The 25347-nt window shown below is 74.0% G+C and carries 18 protein-coding genes, 1 rRNA gene and 1 pseudogene; 15 read left to right on the forward strand and 5 right to left on the reverse strand.

Annotated elements, in window-relative coordinates:
- Positions 1-170 precede the first annotated feature (170 nt).
- The 3 genes and pseudogenes from rrf (at position 171) to ACFYYT_RS32665 (ending at position 2914) form a co-directional block, all read left to right on the forward strand.
- Positions 171-287: ribosomal RNA gene (rrf, locus tag ACFYYT_RS32655) — 5S ribosomal RNA — on the forward strand.
- A 104-nt stretch (positions 288-391) separates the two neighbouring features.
- Positions 392-1648: pseudogene (locus ACFYYT_RS32660) on the forward strand (hypothetical protein); the annotation flags it as partial.
- 387 nt (positions 1649-2035) lie between these two features.
- The gene (locus tag ACFYYT_RS32665; protein ID WP_385321269.1) at positions 2036-2914 is read left to right on the forward strand and encodes a hypothetical protein; all 879 of its coding nucleotides are present in this window, start codon (positions 2036-2038) and stop codon (positions 2912-2914) included.
- A gap of 88 nt (positions 2915-3002) precedes the next feature.
- Here the strand turns inward: ACFYYT_RS32665 and ACFYYT_RS32670 are convergent, their stop codons facing one another.
- Positions 3003-4277, reverse strand: a complete 1275-nt coding sequence (locus ACFYYT_RS32670; RefSeq protein ID WP_351830444.1) for a DUF1015 domain-containing protein — start codon at positions 4275-4277, stop codon at positions 3003-3005.
- A 137-nt stretch (positions 4278-4414) separates the two neighbouring features.
- On the opposite strand from ACFYYT_RS32670, the gene ACFYYT_RS32675 reads away from it, so the two are divergent.
- The 4 genes from ACFYYT_RS32675 to ACFYYT_RS32690 all read left to right on the forward strand — a co-directional run bounded on the left by ACFYYT_RS32675 (position 4415) and on the right by ACFYYT_RS32690 (position 8563).
- Positions 4415-5446 (forward strand): HAD-IIA family hydrolase, encoded by a 1032-nt coding sequence (locus ACFYYT_RS32675; protein ID WP_351830442.1) that lies wholly within the window; start codon positions 4415-4417, stop codon positions 5444-5446.
- An 80-nt stretch (positions 5447-5526) separates the two neighbouring features.
- A complete protein-coding gene (locus ACFYYT_RS32680; protein WP_351830441.1) occupies positions 5527-6576 on the forward strand; it encodes an iron chelate uptake ABC transporter family permease subunit in 1050 nt (349 codons plus the stop codon).
- Positions 6577-6596: 20 nt separating this feature from the next.
- Complete coding sequence (locus ACFYYT_RS32685; protein ID WP_351830450.1) at positions 6597-7685, forward strand: iron chelate uptake ABC transporter family permease subunit; 1089 nt, start codon at positions 6597-6599, stop codon at positions 7683-7685.
- Positions 7646-8563, forward strand: a complete 918-nt coding sequence (locus tag ACFYYT_RS32690) for an ABC transporter ATP-binding protein (protein ID WP_351830449.1) — start codon at positions 7646-7648, stop codon at positions 8561-8563. The genes ACFYYT_RS32685 and ACFYYT_RS32690 overlap by 40 nt, the downstream gene beginning before the upstream one ends.
- 9 nt (positions 8564-8572) lie before the next feature.
- On the opposite strand, the gene ACFYYT_RS32695 is transcribed toward ACFYYT_RS32690, so the two are convergent.
- Positions 8573-8920 (reverse strand): SCP2 sterol-binding domain-containing protein, encoded by a 348-nt coding sequence (locus tag ACFYYT_RS32695; RefSeq protein ID WP_351830439.1) that lies wholly within the window; start codon positions 8918-8920, stop codon positions 8573-8575.
- Between the two features lie 65 nt (positions 8921-8985).
- Here ACFYYT_RS32695 and ACFYYT_RS32700 point away from each other — a divergent pair, with 65 nt between their 5' ends.
- From ACFYYT_RS32700 to ACFYYT_RS32720, 5 genes are all read left to right on the forward strand, one after another.
- Positions 8986-9282, forward strand: coding sequence for a hypothetical protein (locus ACFYYT_RS32700; protein ID WP_351830436.1), 297 nt, complete (start codon positions 8986-8988; stop codon positions 9280-9282).
- A 7-nt stretch (positions 9283-9289) separates the two neighbouring features.
- Positions 9290-10105: a TlyA family RNA methyltransferase gene (locus ACFYYT_RS32705; RefSeq protein WP_351830433.1), complete on the forward strand. Its 816-nt coding sequence runs from the start codon at positions 9290-9292 to the stop codon at positions 10103-10105.
- On the forward strand, positions 10102-11100 hold the full coding sequence (locus ACFYYT_RS32710) for an NAD kinase (protein WP_388610260.1): 999 nt from the start codon (positions 10102-10104) through the stop codon (positions 11098-11100). The genes ACFYYT_RS32705 and ACFYYT_RS32710 overlap by 4 nt, the downstream gene beginning before the upstream one ends.
- A 122-nt stretch (positions 11101-11222) precedes the next feature.
- Positions 11223-12950 (forward strand): DNA repair protein RecN, encoded by a 1728-nt coding sequence (gene recN / locus ACFYYT_RS32715; protein ID WP_351830445.1) that lies wholly within the window; start codon positions 11223-11225, stop codon positions 12948-12950.
- Between the two features lie 192 nt (positions 12951-13142).
- On the forward strand, positions 13143-14267 hold the full coding sequence (locus ACFYYT_RS32720) for a glycosyltransferase family 4 protein (protein ID WP_351830430.1): 1125 nt from the start codon (positions 13143-13145) through the stop codon (positions 14265-14267).
- A gap of 608 nt (positions 14268-14875) precedes the next feature.
- Here the strand turns inward: ACFYYT_RS32720 and ACFYYT_RS32725 are convergent.
- The 3 genes from ACFYYT_RS32725 to ACFYYT_RS32735 all read right to left on the reverse strand — a co-directional run bounded on the left by ACFYYT_RS32725 (position 14876) and on the right by ACFYYT_RS32735 (position 19900).
- Positions 14876-16498, reverse strand: a complete 1623-nt coding sequence (locus ACFYYT_RS32725) for a PucR family transcriptional regulator (protein WP_351830573.1) — start codon at positions 16496-16498, stop codon at positions 14876-14878.
- A 20-nt stretch (positions 16499-16518) separates the two neighbouring features.
- Positions 16519-17901: an FAD-binding oxidoreductase gene (locus ACFYYT_RS32730; RefSeq protein ID WP_351830570.1), complete on the reverse strand. Its 1383-nt coding sequence runs from the start codon at positions 17899-17901 to the stop codon at positions 16519-16521.
- Between the two features lie 145 nt (positions 17902-18046).
- Entirely contained in the window at positions 18047-19900 is a 1854-nt protein-coding gene (locus tag ACFYYT_RS32735) for a glycoside hydrolase family 15 protein (RefSeq protein ID WP_351830568.1), read from the reverse strand.
- A 437-nt stretch (positions 19901-20337) separates the two neighbouring features.
- Between ACFYYT_RS32735 and ACFYYT_RS32740 the strand changes: the two genes are divergently transcribed.
- From ACFYYT_RS32740 to ACFYYT_RS32750, 3 genes are all read left to right on the forward strand, one after another.
- Positions 20338-22005 carry a CTP synthase gene (locus tag ACFYYT_RS32740; RefSeq protein ID WP_351830576.1) on the forward strand — a complete coding sequence of 556 codons (1668 nt, stop codon included), beginning with the start codon at positions 20338-20340 and terminating at the stop codon, positions 22003-22005.
- Between the two features lie 72 nt (positions 22006-22077).
- The gene (locus ACFYYT_RS32745) at positions 22078-22716 is read left to right on the forward strand and encodes an NUDIX hydrolase (protein WP_351830566.1); all 639 of its coding nucleotides are present in this window, start codon (positions 22078-22080) and stop codon (positions 22714-22716) included.
- Between the two features lie 608 nt (positions 22717-23324).
- Positions 23325-25289, forward strand: coding sequence for a tetratricopeptide repeat protein (locus ACFYYT_RS32750; protein WP_351830564.1), 1965 nt, complete (start codon positions 23325-23327; stop codon positions 25287-25289).
- The last annotated feature ends 58 nt before the right edge of the window (positions 25290-25347 follow it).

A 25347-nucleotide genomic window follows, 5' to 3' on the forward strand; every position in this document is an offset into this window, starting at 1 on the left:
CAGATGTGGAAGCCCGGTAACGGGTGGAGCTGACTGGTACTAATAGGCCGAGGGCTTGTCCTCAGTTGCTCGCGTCCACTGTGTTAGTTCTGAAGCAACGAACGGTTGCTGGTTTCTAGAGCTAGAACATAACTACAAAGTGTGCTTGTTCGCTCGAAACCGATTAGGGTTTCGGTGGTCATAGCGTTAGGGAAACGCCCGGTTACATTCCGAACCCGGAAGCTAAGCCTTTCAGCGCCGATGGTACTGCAGGGGGGACCCTGTGGGAGAGTAGGACGCCGCCGAACAATTTTTCAAAGGACCCCTGGTCCAGCGTTCAACGCTGGACCAGGGGTCTTTTTGTTTTTCACCTCTTTACGCCGAAGCGCGGCCATGGGTTGGTTGCGCGAGAATGACTAGCGGTACCCCGAAGACAGGAGTCACACCCATGTCCAACTCTCCCGACGATCGTCCGGAGCGCGAGCCTCGGCGCAACGACGGCGGTGACAGGGGCGGCTTCCGTCGTGACGACCGTGGCGGTGACCGTGGTGGCTTCCGCCGCGACGACCGCGGTGGCCGTCCGACCGGTGGTGGCGGCGGTTTCCGTCGTGACGACCGTGGCGGGCGTCCCGCCGGCGGCGACCGCCCCGGCGGCGACCGTCCCAGCGGCGGCGGCTTCCGTGGCCGCGACGACCGCGGTGGCGACCGCCCGTCCTACCCGCGCCGTGACGACGACCGTGGTGGTCGTCCCAGCAGCGGTGGCGGTGGCGGCGGCTTCCGTCGTGACGACCGTGGTGGCCGTCCGACCGGTGGCGGCGACCGTCCCTCGTACCCGCGTCGTGATGACCGTGGTGGGGACCGTCCGTCCTTCCCGCGCCGTGATGACGACCGTGGTGGTTTCCGTGGCGGTCGTGATGACCGTGGTGGCGACCGTCCGTCGTACCCGCGTCGTGATGACCGTGGTGGGGACCGTCCGAGCGGTGGTGGCTTCCGTAGCGGTGGCGACCGCCCGTCGTACCCGCGTCGTGATGACCGTGGTGGGGACCGTCCGTCCTTCCCGCGTCGCGATGACGACCGTGGTGGCTTCCGCGGCGGCCGCGATGACCGTGGTGGCGACCGCCCGTCGTACCCGCGTCGCGACGACCGTGGTGGCGACCGTCCCAGCGGTGGTGGCTTCCGTAGCGGTGGCGACCGCCCGTCGTACCCCCGTCGTGATGACCGTGGTGGCGACCGCCCGTCCTTCCCGCGTCGCGATGACCGTGGTGGGGACCGTCCCAGCGGTGGTGGCTTCCGTAGCGGTGGCGACCGCCCGTCCTTCCCGCGTCGTGACGACCGTGGTGGGGACCGTCCCTCGTACCCGCGCCGTGATGACGACCGTGGTGGCTTCCGTGGCGGTCGTGACGACCGTGGTGGTGACCGTCCGTCGTACCCGCGTCGTGATGACCGTGGTGGGGACCGTCCGTCCTTCCCGCGCCGTGATGACGACCGTGGTGGCTTCCGTGGCGGTCGTGACGACCGTGGTGGCGACCGTCCCTCGTACCCGCGTCGTGATGACCGTGGTGGGGACCGTCCCAGCGGTGGTGGCTTCCGTAGCGGTGGCGACCGGCCCTCCTACCCGCGTCGTGACGACCGTGGTGGGGACCGCCCGTCCTTCCCGCGCCGTGATGACGACCGTGGTGGCTTCCGCGGTGGCCGTGATGACCGTGGTGGCGACCGCCCGTCGTACCCGCGTCGTGATGACCGTGGTGGGGACCGCCCGTCCTTCCCGCGCCGTGACGATGACCGTGGTGGTTTCCGCGGTGGCCGTGACGACCGTGGTGGCGACCGCCCGTCGTACCCGCGTCGCGATGACCGGGGCGGCGACCGTCCCAGCGGTGGTGGCTTCCGTGGTGGCCGCGATGACCGCGGTGGTGACCGTGGTGGTTTCCGCGGCCGTGACGACCGTGGCGGCGACCGCGACTACCGTGCGGACCGCGACCGGGACCCGGTCAAGCGGCTCCCGATCGATGACGACATCACCGGGCACGAGATCGACGCCGACGTGCGTCAGGAGCTCCTGAGCCTGCCCAAGGGCCTGGCCGAAGAGGTCTCCCGCAACCTGGTCATGGTGGCCCGGCTGATCGACGAGGACCCGGAGCAGGCGTACGCGTACGCCCGCATCGCCCTGCGTCTGGCCTCCCGCGTCGCCGCCGTCCGTGAGGCCGCCGGCTTCGCCGCGTACGCCACGCAGAAGTACAGCGAGGCGCTCGCGGAGTTCCGTGCCGCCAAGCGCATGACCGGTTCCGTCGAGCTGTGGCCCGTCATGGCCGACTGCGAGCGCGGCCTCGGCCGTCCGGAGCGGGCGCTGGCCATGGCCGGCGAGCCCGAGGTGCAGAAGCTGGACAAGGCCGGGCAGGTCGAGATGCGTCTCGTCGCCGCCGGTGCCCGCCGGGACATGGGCGAGCTCGACGCCGCCATCGTGACCCTGCAGAGCCCGGAGCTGGCCTCCAGCTCCGTCCAGCCCTGGACCGCGCGTCTGCGGTACGCCTACGCCGACGCCCTGCTGGCCGCCGGCCGTGAGGACGAGGCGCGCGAGTGGTTCGGCAAGACCCTCGAAGCCGACAAGGACGGGGCGACCGACGCCTCCGACCGACTGGCCGAGATCGACGGCGTCGAGTTCGTGGACGCCGCCTCGCTCGAGGACGACTCCGACCTCGACGCCCTCGACGAGGATGAGGACGACGAGGACGAGGACCAGGACGACGCCGAGGTGGCGGCCGCCGAGCGTGCCTCCGACCAGGCCGAGTACTACGACGAGGACGACGACGAGTACGAGCCGCTCGACGAGCCCGAGGTCGACGTGACCGACGAGATCGTGGTCATCGAAGACGACGAGGACGACGACCGCGACGTGCGTGACGGCCGTGATGACCGTGACGCCCGCGACAAGGCGTAGTACGCGTTAGCTGCAAAGGAAGGGCGGCACCCCCCAGGGGTGCCGCCCTTTCGCATGTCCGCAGGCGGGAGGTGCCGGGCGCGCCGGGTCAGTCCAGGCTGCGCAGGACCAGGCCGGTGGCCGGCTTCGGGCCGAAGGAGGTCGACTTGCGGGGCATGGTGACGCCCTGGCGGGCCAGGTCCCGCACGACGGCCTCCCGTACGGGGTGCAGCAGGACGGCGGTGCCGCCGTGGCGTTCCGCCATGGCGACCGTGGCGGCGGCGTCGTGGATGTAGGAGATCTGGTCCGGGGCGTCCGGGATCTTCCACACCTCGTCGAGCAGCGTCGCGTGCAGGACAGTCGCGTCCAGCCGGCGCCAGGCCTCGGGGCGGTCGTGGCGGACCGTGCGCTGGATGAGGTCCGGATCCGGGTCGGTCACCAGGTGGTAGGTGCCGTCGCCGGTGAGGAGGAAGGCGTTGCCGCGTTCCGAGGCGTCCGCGAGGACTTCCAGGGCCAGCGGGAGCGGGCCGTCGACCGGGCGGACCCGGAAGGAGCCGTCGAGCGCCGCCAGCGCCTGCGACAGCGGCAGCCGGCGCAGCATGCGGTGGATGGCGCGGACCTGGAGGGGGTAGCGGGCGGTGTCCACGAGGAGGACGAGGCCGAAGTCCCACGGGGTGGGGGAGCCGTGCTCCTGCTGGAGGCGCAGGTACGTCGCCCAGCGGTGGTGGCCGTCGGCGATGAGGGCCTGGCGGCCGCCGAGGTCGGCGGTGACGGCGGCCAGCTCGGCCGGGTCGGTGATGGCCCAGAGGCTGTGGCAGAAGCCGTCCTCGGTGACGGTCGAGAGCAGCGGGGGCCTGCGGGCGACGGTGGCCTCGATGACCCCGGCCGCGCCCGTGCCCGGTCCGTCGCCCAGGTAGGTCAACAGGAGGGGTTCGAGGTTGGCCGAGGTGGCGCGCATCAGTCCGGCCCGGTCCTTGACCACGTCGGGCATGACGTCCTCGTGCGGCAGGACGATGCCGGCCTCCGCCTCGGACAGAGCGAGGGCGCCGATGACGCCGCGCTGGAGGACGCCGGCCTTGCGCTGCTCGTAGACGTAGAGCGCGGGCTGCGGGTCGGCGCTCAGGACGCCCTCGGCGAGCCAGTCGTTCAGGGTGCGGGCGGCCTGCTCGTTGCGCGCGTCGGGGGTCCGCGCCTGCGGCAGGATCAGCCGGACGATGTTGTGCGGATCGGCGGACTCGAGGTAGTCGACTCCATCGGGCCGTACGACCACGTCGTAGGGCGGAGACGTGACGGCGGCCAGGCTGCCGACCCGCTGCGGGACATAGCGCAGTCCGTGGAAGGGGATCAGGCGCAGCCCGTGCTCCGCGTTGCCAGGTGTGGTCATTGGTGCATGGTAAAACGCGTCTCGCGATGCGGGATGATCGGGGGAGTTACGGGGATCGGCGCAAAATCGGACAAGATCGATCGTAAGAATCCCGGGACCTGCGCGGAACGCGCGAACAGCGAGGAAGGGCGGCCAAGATGACCCGGCAGACCAGGACCAGCCCCGCGGGCAGTGAGCGGAGTCTCCACCAGGCCTACGACACGGCTCTGCTCGATCTGGACGGAGTGGTGTACGCGGGCGGGCACGCGATCGGGCACGCGGTGGACTCGCTCGCCGCGGCCCGGGAGGGCGGGATGCACCTGGCGTACGTCACCAACAACGCGCTGCGCACCCCGGACGCCGTCGCCGAGCACCTGGGCGAGCTGGGGATCCCGACGGAGCCGGACGAGGTGATCACCTCGGCGCAGGCGGTGGCCCGGCTGATCGCGGAGCAGGTGGAGCCGGGTTCCAAGGTGCTGGTGATCGGCGGCGAGGGGCTGCGGGTGGCGCTGCGCGAGCGCGGGCTGGTGCCGGTGGAGTCGGCCGAGGAGGAGGGTCTCGCGGCCGTCGTGCAGGGGTACGGCGGGCCCGATCTGGCGTGGGGGCGGTTCGCGGAGGCTTCGTACGCGATCAACCGCGGGGTGCCGTGGTACGCGTCGAACACCGATCTGACGATTCCGGGGGCGCGGGGGATCGCGCCGGGCAACGGGGCCGCCGTGGAGGTCGTGCGGATCGCGACGGGTGCCGAGCCGCAGGTGGCGGGCAAGCCGTTGCCCCCGATGCACCGGGAGACGGTGCTGCGGACCGGGGCGCGGCGGCCGCTGGTGGTCGGGGACCGGCTGGACACCGACATCGAGGGCGCCTTCAACGGGGACGTGGACTCGCTGCTGGTGCTGACCGGGGTGACGGACGGGGCGCAGCTGCTGCGGGCCGAGCCGAAGTACCGGCCGACGTACGTGGACCGGGACCTGCGCGGGCTGCTGACGGGGCAGCCGGAGGTGGAGCCGGCCGGGGACGGGTTCCGCTGCGGCGGGTGGACGGCCCGTGCGCTGGACGAGGTACTGGAGCTGAAGGGCGAGGGGGAGCCGATGGACGGGCTGCGGGCGCTGTGCGCGGCGGCCTGGACGCGGGCGGGGGAGGGCTCCTGCGGGCTGGACGCGGACAAGGCCCTGGCGCTGCTCGGGCTGTAGGGGCGCGAGGAGACGTAAGGGACGAGAGGGAGCCGTCCGGGGGAACTGTTTCGGCCGGAGGGTAGGCTAACCTAACTTCCGTGCTGGTTGAGAGTCCCCCCGAACAGAGCGCGGCGCAGGCCGCCGCCGCCCCCCGTCCCCGCCACGGCGTGCGGGCGGCCGGTCTGCTGGCCGCCCTCGGCGTGCTGGCCCTGGTGGCGGTGGCGAGCATCGCCGTCGGGGCCAAGGCGATGCCGCTCGCGGACGTGTGGCACGGCCTTTTCCACTACAGCGGGACCACGAACGACGTCGTCGTGCGGGACCTGCGGATCCCGCGGACCCTCCTGGGGGTGCTGGTCGGGCTCGCCCTGGGCCTGTCCGGCGCGGTGATGCAGGCGCTGACCCGCAACCCGCTGGCGGAGCCGGGCATCCTCGGAGTCAACGCGGGCGCCGCGGCGGCCGTCGTCTCGGCCATCAGCTTCTTCGGGGCCGGTTCCCTGGACGAGTTCGTGTGGTGGGCCTTCCTGGGCGCCGCCCTCGTCTCGGTCCTGGTCTACGTGCTCGGCGGCAGCCGCAGCGCGACCCCGGTGCGCCTCGCGCTCGCCGGTACGGCGGCCAGCGCGGCCCTCGTCGGCTACATCAACGCGGTGCAGCTGATGGACAGCAAGGCGCTGGACAAGCTGCGCTTCTGGACGGTGGGTTCGCTGGCCTCGGCCACCATGGACACCGTCACCCAGGTGGCGCCCTTCCTGCTGGCCGGGGCCGTGCTCGCGCTCGTGCTGGGCCGGCCGCTCAATGCGATGGCCCTGGGCGACGACACCGCGCGGGCGCTCGGCGCGCACCTGACGCGGACCCGGATCGCGGCCATGGCCGCCATCACCCTGCTGTGCGGGGCGGCGACGGCGGCCTGCGGGCCGATCGTCTTCGTCGGGCTGATGATCCCCCACCTGGCGCGGATCGTCACGGGGCCGGACATGCGCTGGGTGCTCGCGTACTCGGCGGTCCTGTCGCCCGTGCTGCTGCTCGGCGCCGACGTGGTCGGACGGGTCGTCACCCGGCCCGGCGAGCTCCAGGTCGGCATCGTCACCGCGCTGCTGGGCGGCCCCGTCTTCATCTACCTGGTTCGGCGCAAGAGGATGGCCCAGCTGTGACCGCGACGACCACGAAGGACATGCAGGACGCGACGGGCGCGAAGGGCGCGAAGGGCGGGCGGGGTGCGGGGGGAGTGCCCCTGCGGGCGCTGCGCGGGCCCGGCCGGACCTCGCTGCGCGTCGAGCCGCGGGCCGTGGCGGCCGGGGTGGTGCTGGTCGTCGTGGCGCTGGCGCTGGCCGTCGTGCTCATCGGCACCGGCGATTTCGAGATCGCCCCCTGGGACGTCGTGCGGACCCTGCTGGGCAACGGCAACCCCGCCGACGACTTCATCGTCAACGACCTCAGGCTGCCGCGGGTGCTGGTCGCGGTGCTGGTCGGGGCGGCCCTCGGCATGGCGGGGGCGGTCTTCCAGTCCGTTTCGCGCAATCCGCTCGGCTCCCCCGACGTGCTGGGCTTCGGGTACGGCTCGGCGGTCGGCGCGCTCGTCGTCATCATCCTGTTCAAGGGCGGCGCGACCGAGGTCGCGGCGGGCGCGGTGGTGGGCGGGGTGCTCGCGGGCGTCCTCGTCTACCTGCTCGCGTACAAGCAGGGCGTGCACGGGTACCGGCTGGTGCTCGTCGGCATCGGCTCCTCCGCCGTCCTCGTCGCGGTGATCCAGTACCTCATCGCGAAGGCGCAGCTCGTCGACGCCACCCGGGCGATGGTCTGGCTGACCGGGTCGCTGGCCGGGCGGGACTGGTCACAGGTCTGGCCGCTGCTGGGGACGTGCGCCGTGCTGTTCCCGCTGGTCCTCGGGCAGAATCGGGCCCTGCGGATGATCGAGATGGGCGACGACTCCGCGTACGCGCTGGGCGTGCCCGTCGAGCGGACCCGGATGCTGCTGATGGCGGCGGCGGTGCTGCTGACCACGGCCGCGGCCGCCGCGGCCGGCCCGATCAGCTTCGTCGCCCTGGCCGCGCCCCAGCTGGCGCGGCGGCTGACCCGCTCGCCCGGCCCGAACCTGCTCTCCGGCGCGCTGATGGGCGCCGTCCTGCTGCTGGCCGCCGACCTGGCCTCGCAGCGGGCCTTCGGCGCGGACCAGCTGCCGGTGGGCGTGGTGACCGGCCTGGTCGGCGGCCTCTACCTGCTCTGGCTGCTCGTCACCGAGCGCAAGGCGGGACGGATATGAGCGCGCGGGACGAACTGCTTCCCGCGTCCGGCAACGAGCCCGGCGGAGCGCCGGGCCACACGAGGAGTACCCCAGTGCAGCGGCTGACCGCGCAGAACGTCACCCTCGGCTACGACCAGCGGGTCATCGCCGAGAACCTGTCGGTGGAGATCCCCGACCACTCCTTCACGGTGATCGTCGGCCCCAACGCCTGCGGCAAGTCCACCCTGCTGCGGGCCCTGTCGCGGATGCTGAAGCCCTCCGCAGGGCGGGTGCTGCTGGACGGCCGGGCCATCTCCTCGATGCCGGCGAAGAAGGTGGCCCGGACGCTGGGTCTGCTCCCGCAGTCCTCGATCGCCCCGGACGGGATCACCGTCGCCGACCTGGTCTCGCGCGGCCGGTACCCGCACCAGGGGCTGCTGCGCCAGTGGTCGGAGGAGGACGAGCGGATCGTCGCCGAGTCGATGGCCGCCACCGGCGTCGCCGAACTCGCCGGCCGGGCCGTGGACGAGCTGTCGGGCGGGCAGCGCCAGCGGGTGTGGATCGCGATGGCGCTGGCCCAGCAGACACCGCTGCTGCTGCTGGACGAGCCGACGACGTACCTGGACATCCAGCACCAGCTCGACGTGCTCGACCTGTGCGCGGAGCTCCACGAGAACCAGGGCCGGACCCTGGTGGCGGTGCTGCACGACCTCAATCACGCGGCCCGCTACGCCACGCACCTGATCGCGCTGCGCGGCGGCGTGGTCGTCGCCGAGGGCCCGCCGGCCGAGGTGGTCACGGCGGAGCTGGTGGAGGAGGTCTTCGGGGTGCGCTGCCAGGTCATCGACGACCCGGAGACCGGGACCCCGCTCGTGGTGCCGGCCGCCCGGCAGGCGCGGGTCCGGGCGGCCGTCTGACGCGGAGCCTCAGAGCAGGCTCTTCAGGCGCAGCAGGTCGCGGAAGCCGGCCTCCAGGCGGACCCGGCCGGAGGCCCAGGCCTTGGCGAACTTCAGCTCGCCGCCCACCAGCGCGAGCAGGTCGTCGCCCGTCATCGCGAGCCGGATCTCGGCCTTGGCGGGGGGCGGGCCCGGGGTGAGCGAGTCCACCCGGATCCGGCCGTCCCGCAGGCGCCCGGAGAAGGTCTGGTCGAGGTCGGTGACGTGGCAGCTCAGGGAGCGGTCGAAGGCGGCGGCGCCGCGTACGTCGCCGTCCGCCTGGGCCAGGTTGTCGGAGAGTCGGTCGAGTGCTTCGCGGCACTCCTGGATCGTAGCCATGGTGATCACGACCGTACCGCAGAGCCGTGCGCGGCCGGGGCCGCGCTTCGGGGTAGCGTCGGGGCATGAGCGACGAAGCGTCCGCGAGCGCCGCGGAGGACCCCGAGGACCCCGAGGAGCCCGTGACGGAGTCCGGGGGCGGGTCTGCGGACGAGCCCGCCGGAGCCGCTCCGCTGGGCCTCGTACGGACCCCCACCGGGCATTCCGGCGTCGACGCGGCCCTGGAGCGGCTGGCGGACGCGGACCACCTGCCCGCCGGGGAGCACGCCGCGGTGTACGAGGATGTGCACGGGGGACTGCGCGAGGCGCTGACCGCGCTGGACGCACCGTCCGTCCCCGGACCTTACGAAAACAGGAGCTGAACCGAACGTGGCAGGAGTGGCACGCCGCCGCCTGGACGCCGAACTGGTACGCCGCAGCATGGCCCGCTCGCGCGAGCACGCGGCCCAGCTGATCGCCGCGGGCCGGGTGACCGTGGGCGGCACCACCGCGACCAAGCCGGCCACGCAGGTGGAGACCAGCGCGGCCCTCGTCGTCCTCAAGGACGACAGCGACCCCGACTACGTCTCCCGGGGCGGCCACAAGCTGGCCGGCGCCCTGGCGGCGTTCCGGCCTCGGGGGCTGGCGGTCGAGGGCCGCCGGGCGCTGGACGCGGGCGCCTCGACGGGCGGCTTCACCGACGTGCTGCTGCGCGCGGGCGTGGACCACGTCGTGGCGGTCGACGTCGGCTACGGGCAGCTCGCCTGGTCGCTGCAGAGCGACGAACGGGTCACCGTCAAGGACCGGACGAACGTCCGCGAGCTGACCGTCGAGCTGATCGACGGGGTCCCGGCCGATCTGGTCGTCGGGGACCTCTCGTTCATCTCCATCGGGCTGGTGCTGCCCGCGCTGGTGCGCTGCACGGCGCCCGGCGCGGACCTGGTGCTGATGGTGAAGCCGCAGTTCGAGGTGGGCAAGGACCGGCTGGGCAGCGGGGGCGTCGTACGCAGTCCCGAGCTGCGTGCGGAGGCCGTGCGGGAGGTCGCCGCGCAGGCCTGGAAGCTGGGGCTGGGCGTGCTCGGGGTGACGGCGAGCCCGTTGCCGGGGCCGTCGGGCAACGTCGAGTACTTTCTGTGGCTCCGGGCGGGGGCACCCGCGCTCGACCCGGGGGATGTCGATCGGGCAGTGGCGGAGGGGCCGCAGTGACAGACGCGTCAGCAGGTTCAGCAGGTCCGGCAGGTTCAGCCGGTCCGGCAGGTTCAGCAGGTTCTGGTTCTGGTCCGGGGGGCCGCGAGGGGGAGGCGCGGACCGTCTTCCTGCTCGCGCACACCGGGCGGCCCGCGGCCATCCGCAGTGCCGAGCTGGTCGTCCTCGGCCTGCTCCGCTCGGGCCTGGGGGTCCGGGTGCTGGAGCAGGAGGCGTGCGACCTGCCGTTGCCGCCCGAGGTGGAGCTGGTCGCCGAGTGCACGCCGAAGGCGTTCGACGGGTGCGAGCTGCTGATCGTGCTGGGCGGTGACGGCACCCTGCTGCGCGGGGCGGAGTTCGCGCGCGGCTCCGGGGTGCCGATGCTCGGCGTCAACCTGGGCCGGGTGGGGTTCCTCGCCGAGGCCGAGCGGGACGACCTGGACAAGGTCGTCGACCGGGTGGTGAGCAAGTCGTACGAGGTCGAGGAGCGGATGACCCTCGACGTCCTGGTGCGGACCAACGGCGACGTCGTGCACCGCGACTGGGCGCTGAACGAGGCCGCCGTCCAGAAGGTGTCCCCGGAGCGGATGCTGGAGGTGGTCCTGGAGATCGACGGGCGCCCGGTGACCGGCTTCGGCTGCGACGGGATCGTCTGCGCGACGCCGACGGGCTCGACGGCGTACGCCTTCTCGGCGGGCGGGCCGGTGGTCTGGCCGGAGGTGGAGGCGCTGCTGATGGTGCCGATCAGCGCGCACGCGCTGTTCGCGAAGCCGCTGGTGACCTCGCCGGACTCGGTGCTGGCGGTGGAGGTGCAGACCGGTACTCCGCACGGGGTGCTGTGGTGTGACGGGCGCCGGATGCTGGAGCTGCCCGCCGGGGCGCGGGTGGAGGTCCGGCGGGGCACGGTGCCGGTGCGCCTGGCCCGGCTGCACCACGCGTCCTTCACCGACCGGCTGGTCGCCAAGTTCGCGCTGCCGGTGTCGGGATGGCGCGGCGCGCCGCACGAGACGGCGTAGCCGGTTCGGGGCCCGGGGACCGGGCGGCGCCTCGTAATAGCACATGCGTTCGGAGAACTCCGGGCGGGTGACGTCACATGGCACCCGGGAAACCTCGGTATCGTCGTCCCGTGCTTGAGGAGATGCGGATACGGTCGCTCGGGGTCATCGACGACGCGGTGGTCGAGCTGTCGCCCGGTTTCACCGCGGTGACCGGCGAGACCGGCGCGGGCAAGACGATGGTCGTCACCAGCCTCGGGCTGCTGCTCGGCGGCCGCGCCGATCCCGCCCTGGTGCGGATCGGCGCCAAGGCGGCGGTGGTGGAGGGGCGCATCGTGCTGAGCCCCGGCGCGCCCGCCGCCCTGCGCGCCGAGGAGGCCGGGGCCGAACTCGACGAGGGCGCCCTGCTGATCAGCCGGACGGTGTCCGCCGAGGGGCGCTCGCGCGCCCACGTCGGCGGCCGCTCCGTCCCCGTCGGCCTGCTCGCCGAGCTCGCCGACGAACTCGTCGCCGTCCACGGCCAGACCGACCAGCAGGGGCTCCTGCGGCCCGCCCGGCAGCGGCAGGCCCTCGACCGCTACGCCGGGGACGCGGTCGCCGTCCCCCTGGAGAAGTACGCGGGCGCCTACCGGCGGCTGCGGGCCGTCGCCGTCGAGCTGGAGGAGATCACCACCCGGGCCCGGGAGCGGGCCCAGGAGGCGGACCTGCTGCGCTTCGGGCTGGACGAGATCGCCGCCCTGGAACCGCTGCCCGGCGAGGACATCGAGCTGGCCGCCGAGGCCGAGCGGCTCGGGCACGCCGAATCCCTCGCCTCCGCGGCGCAGGCCGCGCACGGGGCGCTGGCCGGAGACGTGGAGGACCCGGAGGGCGTCGACGCGAACACGCTCGTCGCGGGAGCGCACCGGGCGCTGGAATCCGTACGCTCCCACGATCCGGCGCTCGGCGCCCTCGCCGACCGGATCGGGGAACTGGGCATCCTGCTCGCCGACGTGGCCGGGGAGCTGGCCGGGTACGCCGACGACCTCGACGCCGATCCGCTGCGGCTCGCCGCCGTGGAGGAGCGCCGGGCGGCGCTGACCCAGCTGGTGCGCAAGTACGGGGACGCCGATGGCGGGCTGGCCGCCGTCCTGGAATGGGCCGAGCGGGGCTCGAAGCGGCTGCTGGAACTGGACGGCGACGACGAGCGGATCGGGGAGCTGACCGCCGAGCGGGACGGCCTGCGGGCCGAACTGTCGCTGCTGGCGCAGGCCCTGACGGACGCGCGGACCGAGGCCGCCGAGCGGTTCGCCGCCGACGTGACGGCCGAGCTGGCCTCCCTGGCCATGCCGCACGCGCGGGTGACCTTCGACATCCGTCAGACCCAGGACGACGAGGGCGTCGAGGTCGGCGGGCGCCCGGTCGCGTACGGGCCCTCGGGCGTGGACGAGGTCGAGCTGCTGCTGGCCCCGCACCCCGGCGCCGCGCCGCGGCCGATCGCCAAGGGCGCCTCGGGCGGTGAGCTGTCGCGGGTCATGCTGGCCGTGGAGGTCGTCTTCGCGGGCTCCGACCCGGTGCCGACGTACCTCTTCGACGAGGTCGACGCGGGCGTCGGCGGCAAGGCGGCCGTCGAGGTCGGGCGGCGGCTGGCGAAGCTGGCCAAGTCCGCCCAGGTCGTCGTCGTCACGCACCTGCCGCAGGTGGCGGCCTTCGCGGACCGGCAGCTGCTGGTCGAGAAGACCGTCGACGGATCCGTGACCCGCTCCGGGGTGACCGTCCTGGAGGGCGAGGACCGCATCCGGGAGCTGTCGCGGATGCTGGCCGGCCAGGAGGACTCGCAGACCGCCCGGGCCCACGCGGAGGAACTCCTGGCGGCGGCGCGCGCGGACGCGTGAGCGCGGGCCCGGGAGGGCTCCGGCCGACCGCCGGGGAGGCCCCGGGCCGACGCGGGGTAGCCCGTGTGGGTGAGCCTGGGGGGCGCACGACGGTATCCCGCACGGGATCCGCACCCGTATGGTCCCGGAACGCGCGTGCGGACTGGCATTCTGGGCGACGTCTCTGCCTCCCTCACCCTGGAGCCTCGGCCCGTGAGCAGCTCCCCGGCACCCGCCCCCGTACAGCCGTACGGGCGGCCCCCGCTGCGCACCGTCCAGGTCCTGGGCGGGGCGGGCGCGGGCAGCAGCGCGCACGTGCGGTCCCTCACGACCGGGCTCGCCGCCCGGGGCGTGCGGGTGACCGTGTGCGCCCCCGTCGCGGCGGAGGGGGAGTACGACTTCACCGGCGCCGGAGCGCGGTTCACCCCCGACGCGGTGAGCGCCCTGCGGGCCGCCTGCGCCGGGGCCGACCTGGTGCACGCGCACGGGGTGCGGGCCGGGATGCGGGCCGCGCTGGCGCTGCGCGGCGGCGGGCGGGGCCGGGTGCCGCTGGTGGTGACCTGGCACGGCGGCGCCCCCGAGCCCGCGGGCGCGCTGGGGCGGCTGAGCCGGCTGCTGGAACGGCACGTGGCGCGGGCCGCCGCCGTGGTGCTGGGCGCCTCCTCCGACCAGGTCGACCTGGCGCGCCGGCGCGGGGCCCGGGACGCGCGGCTGGCGGCGCCGGGGGTGCCGGGCGGGGAACCGGGCGGGGAACCGGCCGTGGACGCCGGGAAGACCCGGGCGGAACTGGGCGCGGTGGAACGGCCGTTGATCGTCGCGGTCGGCAGCCTGGTGGCCCGCAGGGGGTACTCCGTCCTGCTGGACGCGGCACGGGCCTGGCGGGTGCTGGACCCGCAGCCGTTGCTGGTGATCGCGGGGGAGGGGCCGCTACGGGCCGAACTCGCGCGGCGCATCGAGGCGGAGGGGCTCCCGGTGCGGCTCCTGGGCCGTCGGCGGGACGCGGACCGGCTGCTGGCGGCGGCGGACGTGGCGGTGGTGCCGAGCCGCTGGGAGGGCCGGTCCCTGCTGGCGCAGGAGGCCCTGCGGGCGGGGGTCGCGCTGGTGGCGACCGAGGTCGGCGGGGTGCCGGAGCTGGTCGGCGAGGCGGCCGTGCTGGTGCCGTACGGGGACTCGGGGGCGCTGGCGGGCGCGGTGGCCGCGCTGCTGGACGATCCGGACCGGCGGGCGGAGCTGGCGGCGGCGGGGCGGGCCCAGGCCGCGACGTGGCCGTCGGAGGACGACACGGTGGCGCAGGTCCTGTCGGTCTACGACGAACTGATGGAACGCCACCGCCCCTGACCCCGGACCCGCGCCTCAATCGCCGGCGGGGCTGGATGGTGGCTGCGCCGTCCGTTCGGCTTCCGCGCCGTTGCCGGGGGCCAGCCCCCGGACCCCCGCGCCTCAAACGCCGGCGGGGCTGGAGGGTGTCGGTCGGGGTGGGCCGGTGAGGTCGGGGCTGCGCCGAGCTCCTGGGGCTCCGCCCCGGACCGCCGCGCCTCAAGCGCCGGCGGGGCTGGATTTGGCGGTCGGGGACGGCGGGTGAGGCGCAGGCTGCGCCGAGCTCCTGGGGCTCCGCCCCAGACCCCGCGCCTCAAGCGCCGGCGGGGCTGGATTTTGGCGGGCGTGGGCTGCCCCCCTGGGCCTCGGGGGGCAACTTCAGCCTCGCCGGCGTTTGAGGCGCGGGCGCGGAGCGCCGTGGGGTGACGGGTCCGGGCGGAGCCCGGGGAACGGTGGAAGGGCGGGTAGGGGACCTCTCCGCGAAGCGGCGCACCCACCCGCAGGCGACGATCGGCCTCGGTCAGGGCCAGCGGCCCCGGCCGGCCGCCGTGGTGAGCCGCAGGGGCAGGCGCCGTGCGGGCCCCGGCCCGGGGCAGCGGCCCCGCCGGGCGGAATCGGGCGGGGTGGGGTCAGGAGGGGGTGGCGTGGCGGCGGGCGCGCAGGGCGAGGCTGAGGGAGAGGACCGTTTCGGGGTCGTCCAGGTCGGTCCCCAGGAGGTCCGAGATGCGGGCCAGGCGGTTGTACAGGGTCTGCCGGTTCAGGTGGAGCTCACGCGCGGTCTCCGCCTTGCGCCCCGCATGCGCCAGGTACGTCTCCAGGGTCGGCAGCAGCGGCGGCCGGGACGTCACGTCGTGCACCCGCAGCGCCCCGATCGCGCGGTCCACGAAGGCCGCCAGGTCGGGGTGTTCGCGCAGCCGCCACAGCAGCAGGTCGATGTCCAGCCGGCGGGCGTCGTACCAGGGCCGGGCCGGCAGGCCGTGCGCGGCGGTGGCCGTCTCGGCGGCGTGCCGCAGCCCCGCCGAGGCCGCCGCCCAGTTGCCCGGGACGCCGACGACCACCGCCGGCGGGGCCCCGGCCCGGTCGAGCCCGGCCCGCTCCACCCCGGCCCGCAGCGCCGCCGCGACCCGGTCGGAGACGGCCGCCCGCTCCGATTCGGCCCGCAGCGACACCAGCAGCGGAACCCGTCCCTCCACCGGGCGGACGCCCAGCAGCACCGGCACCCCGACCGACGAGAGTTCCTCCAGCACCGCCCGGGCCAGCACCGCCCAGTTCCCCGAAGCCCCCAGGTCCGAGGAGAGCCGCATCACGATCGGCAGCAGCGGCCCCGCCCCCGGCCGGAACCCCAGCACGCGGGCCTGCGCCGGGGCGTCCTCCGCCGAGATGCGCCCCTCCGCGAGGTCCGTCAGGAAGTCGCCCCGGCCGCGCGCGGCCAGCTCCTCCTCCTGGCGCGCCTGCATGAGCACCACCGCCAGGACCCCGGCCGTGCGCTCCGCCGCCATCCGGTGGACCGGCAGCAGCGGCGCCGACACCCCGGCCAGCACGACCCGCGCCCGGACCGTCCCGGTGCCGTGGCCGCCGCCGGGTACGTCGACCACCACCGCCGCCGCCGAGGGCTCGGCCGGGCGCTGCCCGCGCAGCCCCTCCCACACCTGGAGCGGGTCGGCCGCCGCGTCCCCCGAGACCGGCCCGGCCGCGTACAGCAGCTGTCCGTCGGGGGTCTCCAGGAAGACCGGGTTCGCGGTGAAGTCGGCCAGGATCCGCAGCACCTGCGGGATCCCGCCGCCGCCCAGCAGGGCCTCGGTGCACCGCCGGTGGACCTCCTCGGCCCGCTGGAGCAGCGCGTAGTGGCCGTTGACGATCTCGGTGTGGACCTCCTCGGTGACGGCCACGAAGGGGACCTCGCGGTGCAGCTGCACCAGCGGCAGCCCCGCCGCCTTCGCCGTCTCCACGAGGGTGGCAGGCAGCCGCGTGAACCGCGGGCCCAGCTCCACCACCAGCGCGGCGATCCCCCGGTCCGCGAGGCGGCGTACGAAGGCGCGCTGCTCGGCGGGGCGGGTGCCCAGGCCCAGACCGGTGGTCAGCAGCAGCTCCCCGCCCTTGAGGAGCGAGGCGATGTTCGGGACCTCCCCGGCGTGCACCCAGCGGACGGTCCGGCCCAGCCGGTCGGCGCAGGCCACCACCTCGGGCAGACCGCCGCGCAGCCCCGGCAGCTCCAGTGCCCGCTGAACCGTGATTCCGCCCTGGTTGTCCATGCGCGGACGCTACCAAAGGCTCAGGCGGGCTTGATGTTGTGGTTGAACCGGAAGACGTTGTCCGGGTCGTACTCCCTCTTGACCGCGCGCAGCCGCCGCAGGTTGTCCTCGCCGAGACCCGCGGCGACCCGGTCGGCGCCCTCGTCGCCGAGGAAGTTGAGGTACACGGCCCCGCTGCTCCAGGGGCGTACGTCCGCCCGTACGTCCTTCACCCACCGCCGGCACCGCTCGTCGTCGGCCGGGTCCTCCCAGATGGCGAAGGGGTGCACCGCCCACGGGGAGTCCCGGTACGGCACGGGGTAGCCGTCCGGCTGCTCGGCGATGGCCCCGCCGAGCGGGAACAGGATGTGCTGCGTGCCGGTGGGGACCGGCATGGACGCGGCCCGGGCGCAGAAGGCGGCGACCGCCTCGTCGGGCAGGTCCCTCAGGTACTCGGCGGACCAGTGGTTCCGCAGGCCGGGCGGGTCGTCCATCATGCACTGGAGGTCCGCGTACGGGATGTCCGTGACGAGTTCGGCCTCGTGCGGGACGGCCAGCAGCGGCGCCGCCAGCCGGCGCACGCCCTCCTCGGGGCCCGTGTACGTCAGCAGGGCCGCGCAGAGCAGGCTGCCGACCAGATGCGGCGGGACGAACGGTGCGGGCGGTGCGGTCAGGAAGATCACGGCGCCGCTCGCCCCGCGCGGCCCGGAGGCGATGAGCTCCCGGTACCGGGCGGTGACCTCGGGGCCCCGCTCGGGGGCGTACATGAGCAGCGCGATCGACATCGCGGGCAGTTCGTGCAGCCGCAGCGTCAGCGAGGTGACGACCCCGAAGTTGCCGCCGCCGCCGTGCAGGGCCCAGAACAGCTCCGGGTGTTCCTCGGCGGTGGCCGTCACCAGGGTGCCGTCGGCGGTGACCACGTCCGCGCCGATGAGGTTGTCCACCGCCAGCCCGAACGCCCGGTCCAGCCAGCCGGAGCCGCCGCCGAGGACGAAGCCGCCCACGCCGGTGGTGGAGGCGCGGCCCCCGGTGGTGGCCAGGGCGTGCGGGGCGCAGGCGCGGTCCAGGTGGCTCATGGTGGCGCCGCCGCCGACCCGGACCGCCTTGGCCGCCGGATGGACCGTCACCTCGTGCATCCCGCGCAGGTCCACGACGAGGGCCGCGTCGCCCAGGGCCATGCCCGCCACGCTGTGGCCGCCGCCGCGCACCGCGATCTTCAGGTCGAGGTCACGGGCGAAGCGGACCGCCGTGACCACGTCGGCCTCGCCCGCGCAGCGGGCGATCACGGCCGGGCGCCGGTCGACCAGGGCGTTGAAGACGGTGCGCGCCTCGTCGTAGCCGGGGTCGTCCGGGGCGAGGACCTCGCCGGACAGGTCCTCGCGGAGCGCGGCCAGGGCCGTGCCCGCCTTCGAGAGGGGTGGCATGGCCGTCCCCCCTTCCCGTGAGGGGCGTGGGGCCCCTCCAGCGTAGGCGGGCGGGTACGGGGCCGCGCGCCGTCCGCGCCCCCGTACGCCGCCTCCCGTACGCCGTTCCCCGCCCGCCGGGCCCCGTCCGCCGGGCCCCGGTGCCTCAGCCCCCGTACGCCCCGCTCGCCGTCAGCCGCAGCGCCGTGTCGATCAGCGGGACGTGGCTGAAGGCCTGCGGGAAGTTCCCGACCTGGCGCTGGAGCTTGGGGTCCCACTCCTCGGCCAGCAGCCCCAGGTCGTTGCGCAGGGCCAGCAGCTTCTCGAAGAGCCGGCGGGCCTCGTCGACCCGGCCGATCATCGCCAGGTCGTCCGCCATCCAGAACGAACAGGCCAGGAAGGCGCCCTCGTCCCCCTCCAGGCCGTCGACACCCGCCTCGTCACCCGCCGTGGGGTAGCGCAGGATGAAGCCGTCCGGGGTCGACAGTTCCCGCTGGATCGCCTCGATGGTGCCGATCACGCGCTTGTCGTCCGGGGGCAGGAAGCCCATCTGCGGGATGAGCAGCAGCGAGGCGTCCAGCTCCTTCGACCCGTAGGACTGGGTGAAGGTGTTGCGTTCCGGGTCGTAGCCCTTCTCGCACACGTCCGCGTGGATCTCGTCGCGCATCTCGCGCCAGCGCTCCAGCGGGCCGTCCGCGTCCCCGCTCTCGATCAGCTTGATCGTGCGGTCCACGGCCACCCACGCCATCACCTTCGAGTGCACGAAGTGCCGGCGCGGGCCGCGCACCTCCCAGATGCCCTCGTCCGGCTCGTTCCAGTGGACCTCCAGGTAGCGGATCAGCTTCAGCTGGAGCAGCGAGGCGTAGTCGTTGCGGGCCAGGCCCGTCATGTGCCCCAGGTGCAGGGCCTCGGTGACCTCGCCGTACACGTCGAGCTGGAGCTGGTGGGCGGCGCCGTTGCCGACGCGCACCGGGCCCGAGTTCTCGTAGCCGGGAAGCCAGTCCAGCTCGGTCTCGCCCAGCTCCCGCTCGCCCGCGATCCCGTACATGATCTGCAGGTTCTCCGGGTCGCCGGCCACCGCGCGCAGCAGCCAGTCCCGCCAGGCGGAGGCCTCCTCGCGGTAGCCGGTGCGCAGCAGCGAGGACAGGGTGATGGCGGCGTCGCGCAGCCAGGTGTAGCGGTAGTCCCAGTTCCGGCTGCCGCCGATCTCCTCCGGGAGGGAGGTGGTCGGCGCCGCGACGATCCCGCCCGTGGGGGCGTACGTCAGCGCCTTGAGGGTGATCAGGGAGCGGATCACCGCCTCCCGGTAGGGGCCGTGGTAGGTGCAGTGGTAGACCCACTCCCGCCAGAAGTCGCTCGTCGCCTCCAGCGCCGCCTCGGCGTCCGGGGTCTCCGGGGCGCCCTTGTGCGAGGGCTGCCAGCTGATGGCGAAGGCCACCCGGTCGCCGGGCCCGACGGTGAAGTCCGAATAGGTGGTCAGGTCCTTGCCGTAGGTCTCCGCCGCCGAGTCGAGCCAGACCGAGTCCGGTCCGGCGACGGCCACCGTGCGGCCGTCGACCTTGTGCACCCAGGGCACGACGCGCCCGTAGCTGAAACGCATCCGCAGCGCGGAGCGCATCGGGACGCGCCCGCTGATGCCCTCCACGATACGGATCAGCTGGGGCGCGTGGTCCTCGCGCGGCGGCATGAAGTCGATGACGCGGACGGTCCCGCGCGGGGTGTCCCACTCCGACTCCAGCACCAGCGAGTCACCCCGGTAGCGGCGGCGCGTGGCCCGTGGCGGCTCCGTACCCGGCGCGAAGGCCGGGCCGATGCGCCAGAACCCGTGTTCCTCGGTGCCCAGAAGGCTCGCGAAGACGGCATGGGAGTCGAAGCGTGGCAGGCACAGCCAGTCCACCGCCCCGTCCCGGCAGACCAGCGCCGCGGTCTGCATGTCCCCGATCAGTGCGTAATCCTCGATGCGCCCGGACACGTTGCTCTCCAGTCGAACGGCCACGTCCGCCCCGTAGGGCGCTTGCATTGCGCTGTTGCGCGGTCTCCTGTGCGCAGGGATCCCCGCGTCGAGCCCTAGATTGCCGGATGTGGCGCGGTTACGCCGTTTGCCGGGCTGCTCGGCGGCGATGTGCAGCGGTATCCGAGCAGGGTATGACGGCACCCTAGTGATCTCCTGAAGTCTTGGGACAATGTGACTCGGCTGAACGGGTGACCTGGACGAATGCCCAGGTCGGGGCCGTTGCCGGGGTTCGGGGAAGGGGCCGGGCGGCCCTTTCGCGGCGCGCGCCCGGAGGCGGACCGTCCGAGGCGCTGATAGGCTGGTACCCCGTGGACCGGTGGTCTGCCTGTGCGAATCAGGAACCCCGAAACCGCAGCTTCGGCGCCCCCAGGGACCCTTTCCGGTCTCCGCGGAACGGCGCCGGACGCACCTCACCTCGCGACCACGGGAGCCCCCTCTTGGCTATGCCGCCCGCTGCTTTTCGAAACAGCACAGCCATGACGACCAAGCACATCTTCGTCACCGGGGGTGTCGCTTCGTCCCTCGGCAAGGGGCTGACGGCCTCCAGCCTGGGTGCGCTGCTTAAGGCGCGCGGCCTGCGGGTCACGATGCAGAAGCTCGACCCGTACCTGAACGTCGACCCCGGCACGATGAACCCGTTCCAGCACGGTGAGGTGTTCGTCACCAACGACGGCGCCGAGACCGACCTGGACATCGGCCACTACGAGCGCTTCCTCGACGTCGACCTCGACGGCTCGGCCAACGTCACCACCGGCCAGGTCTACTCGCAGGTCATCGCCAAGGAGCGGCGCGGCGAGTACCTCGGTGACACCGTGCAGGTCATCCCGCACATCACCAACGAGATCAAGCACCGCATCCGCCGCATGGCGACCGCGGACGTCGACGTCGTGATCACCGAGGTCGGCGGCACCGTCGGCGACATCGAGTCGCTGCCGTTCCTGGAGACCGTCCGCCAGGTCCGCCACGAGGTCGGCCGCGACAACGTCTTCGTCGTGCACATCTCGCTGCTGCCCTACATCGGCCCCTCCGGCGAGCTGAAGACCAAGCCCACCCAGCACTCCGTCGCGGCCCTGCGCAACATCGGCATCCAGCCCGACGCGATCGTCCTGCGCGCCGACCGTGACGTCCCCACCTCCATCAAGCGCAAGATCTCGCTGATGTGCGACGTGGACGAGGCCGCCGTCGTCGCGGCCATCGACGCGAAGTCGATCTACGACATCCCCAAGGTCCTGCACACCGAGGGCCTGGACGCCTACGTCGTCCGCAAGCTCGACCTGCCCTTCCGCGACGTCAACTGGACGGTGTGGGAGGACCTCCTGGACCGGGTCCACAACCCCGACCACGAGGTCAAGGTCGCGCTGGTCGGCAAGTACATCGACCTGCCGGACGCCTACCTGTCGGTGACCGAGGCGCTGCGCGCCGGCGGTTTCGCCAACCGGGCCCGCGTCCAGATCAAGTGGGTCGCCTCCGACGACTGCAAGACCCCGGCGGGTGCCGCGGCCGTGCTCGGTGACGTGGACGCGATCTGCGTGCCCGGCGGGTTCGGCGACCGCGGCGTCAACGGCAAGGTCGGCGCGATCACCTTCGCCCGCGAGAACAAGATCCCGCTGCTCGGCCTGTGCCTGGGCCTGCAGTGCGTGGTCATCGAGGCCGCGCGCAACCTGGCGGGCATCGCCGAGGCGAACTCCACCGAGTTCGACGCCTCGACCCCGCACCCGGTCATCTCGACCATGGAGGAGCAGCTGGCCTTCGTCGAGGGCGCGGGCGACCTGGGCGGCACCATGCGCCTGGGCATGTACCCGGCGAAGCTCGCCGAGGGCTCGATCGTGCGCGAGGTCTACGGCGACGAGGCGTACGTGGACGAGCGCCACCGTCACCGCTACGAGGTGAACAACGCCTACCGCGGCGAGCTGGAGACGAAGGCCGGTCTGGTCTTCTCCGGCACCTCCCCGGACAACAAGCTCGTCGAGTACGTCGAGTACCCCCGCGAGGTCCACCCCTACCTGGTGGCCACCCAGGCCCACCCGGAGCTCCGCTCCCGCCCGACCCGGCCGCACCCGCTGTTCGCGGGCCTGGTCAAGGCCGCCGTGGAACGCCAGCAGAAGGCCTGACGCTCGGTAACGTAGGCAGCCGGGGTACGGAGTTCCGTACCCCGGCTGTCGCGCGTTCTGGAGGCATTCGGCATGGGCAACGTCATCAAGGACACGTCCGAGACCTGGGAGACACTGGCGACCCGGCGGCCCTTCGAGGGGGCCAAGACGGCCGTGGCCTCCGACCAGGTGCGGATGCCGGACGGCTCGGTCGTGCGCCGCGACTACCAGGTCCACCCGGGGTCGGTCTGCGTGGTGGCGCTGGACGAGGAGGGCCGGGTGCTGGTGATCCGCCAGTACCGCCACCCGGTGCGCCACCGGCTGTGGGAACTGCCGGCCGGGCTGCTGGACGTCGCCGGGGAGAACCCGCTGACCGCGGCGCAGCGGGAGCTGTACGAGGAGGCGTACGTCAAGGCCGAGGACTGGCGGGTGCTGGTCGACTTCTTCTCCTCGCCGGGCGGCTCCGACGAGGCGGTCCGGATCTTCCTGGCGCGGGGGGTCTCGGAGGCGGAGGGGGTGCGGTACGAGGAGAAGGACTCGGAGGAGGCCGACATGGAGGTGGCGTGGGTGCCGGTGGCGGAGCTGGTGCGGGGCGTGCTGGCGGGCGAGCTGTCCAACGCGGCGCTGGCGACGGGGGTCCTGGCCCTCTCGGCGGCCCTCGCCGCCGACCCGGCCCTGACCACCCTCCGCCCGCCCCTCTCCCCCTGGCCGGCCCGCCCCTACGAAGCCTGACCCCCCGCCGACGCGACGGCGTACGCCCCGGGCCCGCGCCTCAGACGCCGGCGGGACGGGGGCCGTGTGCGGGCCGGCTGCCGGGGGCCAGCCCCCGGACCCCCGCGCCTCAAACGCCGGCGGGGCTGGATTTCGGCGGGTGTGAGTCGTCTCCTTGGGCTTCGAGCGGCAACTTCAGCCTCGCCGGCGTTTGAGGCGCGGGCGCGGAGCGCCGTGGGGTGACGGGGCCGGGCGGAGCCCGGGGAACGGTGGAAGGGCGGGTAGGGGATCACGCCCCGCGCAGCGGCGAACGCACCCGCAGGCGACGAGCGGGCCCCGGCCCGAGGCAGCGGCCCCGCCCTGCGTATGGAGTCCGGCGCGGCGGCGTGAAGACGGTGAGGCCCGCCGGGGCCGGACGGCGCGCGGCGGGGTGAGGGCGCCGGGGCCGGGTGGCGCGCCGGGAAGTGGGGTAGGCGCGGCGGCGGGGAGCCGGTGTGGGCCGCCGGGCCGGGCGTATAAGTAGGTACATCCGCTGATCCGATTGGGCGATCTGTCCGCCACGCTCCCCACGGGTCGTCGCTCTGCGTGAACTACGCTCGCAACCCGAAGGCAGCGAGAGGAGCGGATCCGTGGCGGATTTCGTCGGGCGGCGGCGTGAGCTCAAGGAGCTGCGCGAGGACATCGCACGGACCGGGCTCGACACCCTCTCGGGCCGCAAGGCCAAGGCGCCCCGCGCGCGGGTGCTGCTCGTCGCGGGACGGCCCGGCTCCGGCCGGACCGCGCTCGCCGAGGCGTTCGTCCGCGAGGTGGCCGACCAGTACCCCGACGGTCTGCTCCGGGTGCGGCTCACCACCCCCGGCGGGGAGACCGTCGCCACCGAGCGGGCGGTGCGGACCCTGCTGGAGGGGCTCGGGCGGCCCACCCCGCCCGGAGCCTGCGAGGACGATCTGAGCGCGGCCCTGCGCGAGGCCCTCACCGGCCGCCGGGTGATCCTGCTCGTCGACGACGCCGCCGACCCGCAGCAGGTCGACGCGCTGCTCCCGGACACCCCCGAGTGCCTGGTGGTCGTCACCGCCGAAGGGCCGCTCACCGGGATCCCGGACGTCCGTCCCTGCACCCTCGGCGGCCTGGAGACCCCCTCCGCCGTCGAACTGCTGTCCCGGACCATCGGGGACACCCGCGTCACCGTCGACCCGCGCGCCGCCGAAGGCCTCGCCGAGGAGTGCGGGGGGCAGCCCGCCGCCCTGGCCCTCGCCGGGGGCTGGCTCGCCGCGCACCCCAAGGCCGCCGTCGCGGACGTGGCCAAGCAGCTGCACGACATGCCCCCCGCCGCGGCCGGCCCGCTGGCCCGCACCTTCCGGCTGGTCTACGAGTCCCTGCCGCAGCCCGCCCAGCGCACCCTGCGGCTGCTGCCGCTCGCGCCGGCCGGGATCCTCGACTCGCACACCGCCTCGGCCCTCGCCGGCTGCTCGGTCGCGGCCGCGCAGTCCACCCTGGAGGACTTCGCCGGGCTGGGCCTCGTCCGGCACGCGCCCGACGGCCTGTTCCTGCTGCCCGGCTGCCTCGCCCCGCTGATCCAGGCCCTGCTGGAGACCAAGGAGCGGCCCGCCGAGGTACAGCTGGCCCGGGCCCGGATGCTGGAGCGCACCGTACGCCTGCTGACCTCCTGCCGGGCCATGGCCGAGGACGACGAGGACCTGCTGCGCGAGCGGCTGGACGGGATGCCGCGCGCCCTGCGCTTCCCCGACCGGCGCGCCGCCGCCGGCTGGCTCGACACCCGGCTCCCCGCGCTGACCGCCGCCGCCCAGCTGGCGGTGGCCGACGGCGGGCTGGACACCCTGGCGCGCAGGCTGGTCGCGGCCCTGGTCCGGGCCCTGGCCGAGCACCGCGGCACGGAGGCCGCAGCCCCCGAGCTGTACGGGCTGCACCGGCTGGTCCTGGACGTGGCCGAGCGGCGCGGCCTGCACCGCGAGCGGGCCGCCGCGCTGCTGAACCTGGCCGATCTGGACGCCGAGACCGGCCGGACCGAGGAGGCGCTGGAGCGGTACCGGGCCGCGCTGGACGCCGGGAAGGCCGCCGGGGACCCGTACGCGACGGGCCGCGCGATGGAATCCGTAGGCGGCGCGTACCAGGAGCTGGCGGACTGGCCGCGGGCCTCCGACTGGTTCGGCCGGGCCCTCGCCCACGCCCTCGCCCGGGGCGAGCGGGCGGACGAGGCCAGGCTGTACGGCCGGCTCGGCAACGTGCACACCTACGCGGGCCGCTACGGGGAGGCGCTGCGCAGCTGGCGGGCCGCCGCCGCGGGGTACCGCAGGCTGGCCGATGTCCCGGGCCAGGCAAAGGCGTTGAGCGAAATGGCGCGGGTCCAGGAATACGCGGGACGGCCCGAGGAATCGCTGCACACCTGCCGCGAGGCGATCGAGCTCGCGCGCCGGGCCGGGGACCTGCGGCTGCAGGCCGCGCTCCAGGTGCGGCTGGCCGACACGCTGGACCGGCTGGGAGACCCCGCGGCCGCCAGGCTGCACCGGTCGGCAGCCGACAGATTGCTGGGAGATGACCCGGCAGCCTACGAAATCCGTAGTAGTTCCGACTAAGATTATTCGTTTGCAAGGCTAGACAGCGACTCATCCTTCATTAGACTGGCTTCACCAC

Origin of the sequence: Streptomyces sp. NPDC002032 (genome assembly GCF_042890765.1) — a bacterium.
GTDB lineage: Bacteria > Actinomycetota > Actinomycetes > Streptomycetales > Streptomycetaceae > Streptomyces.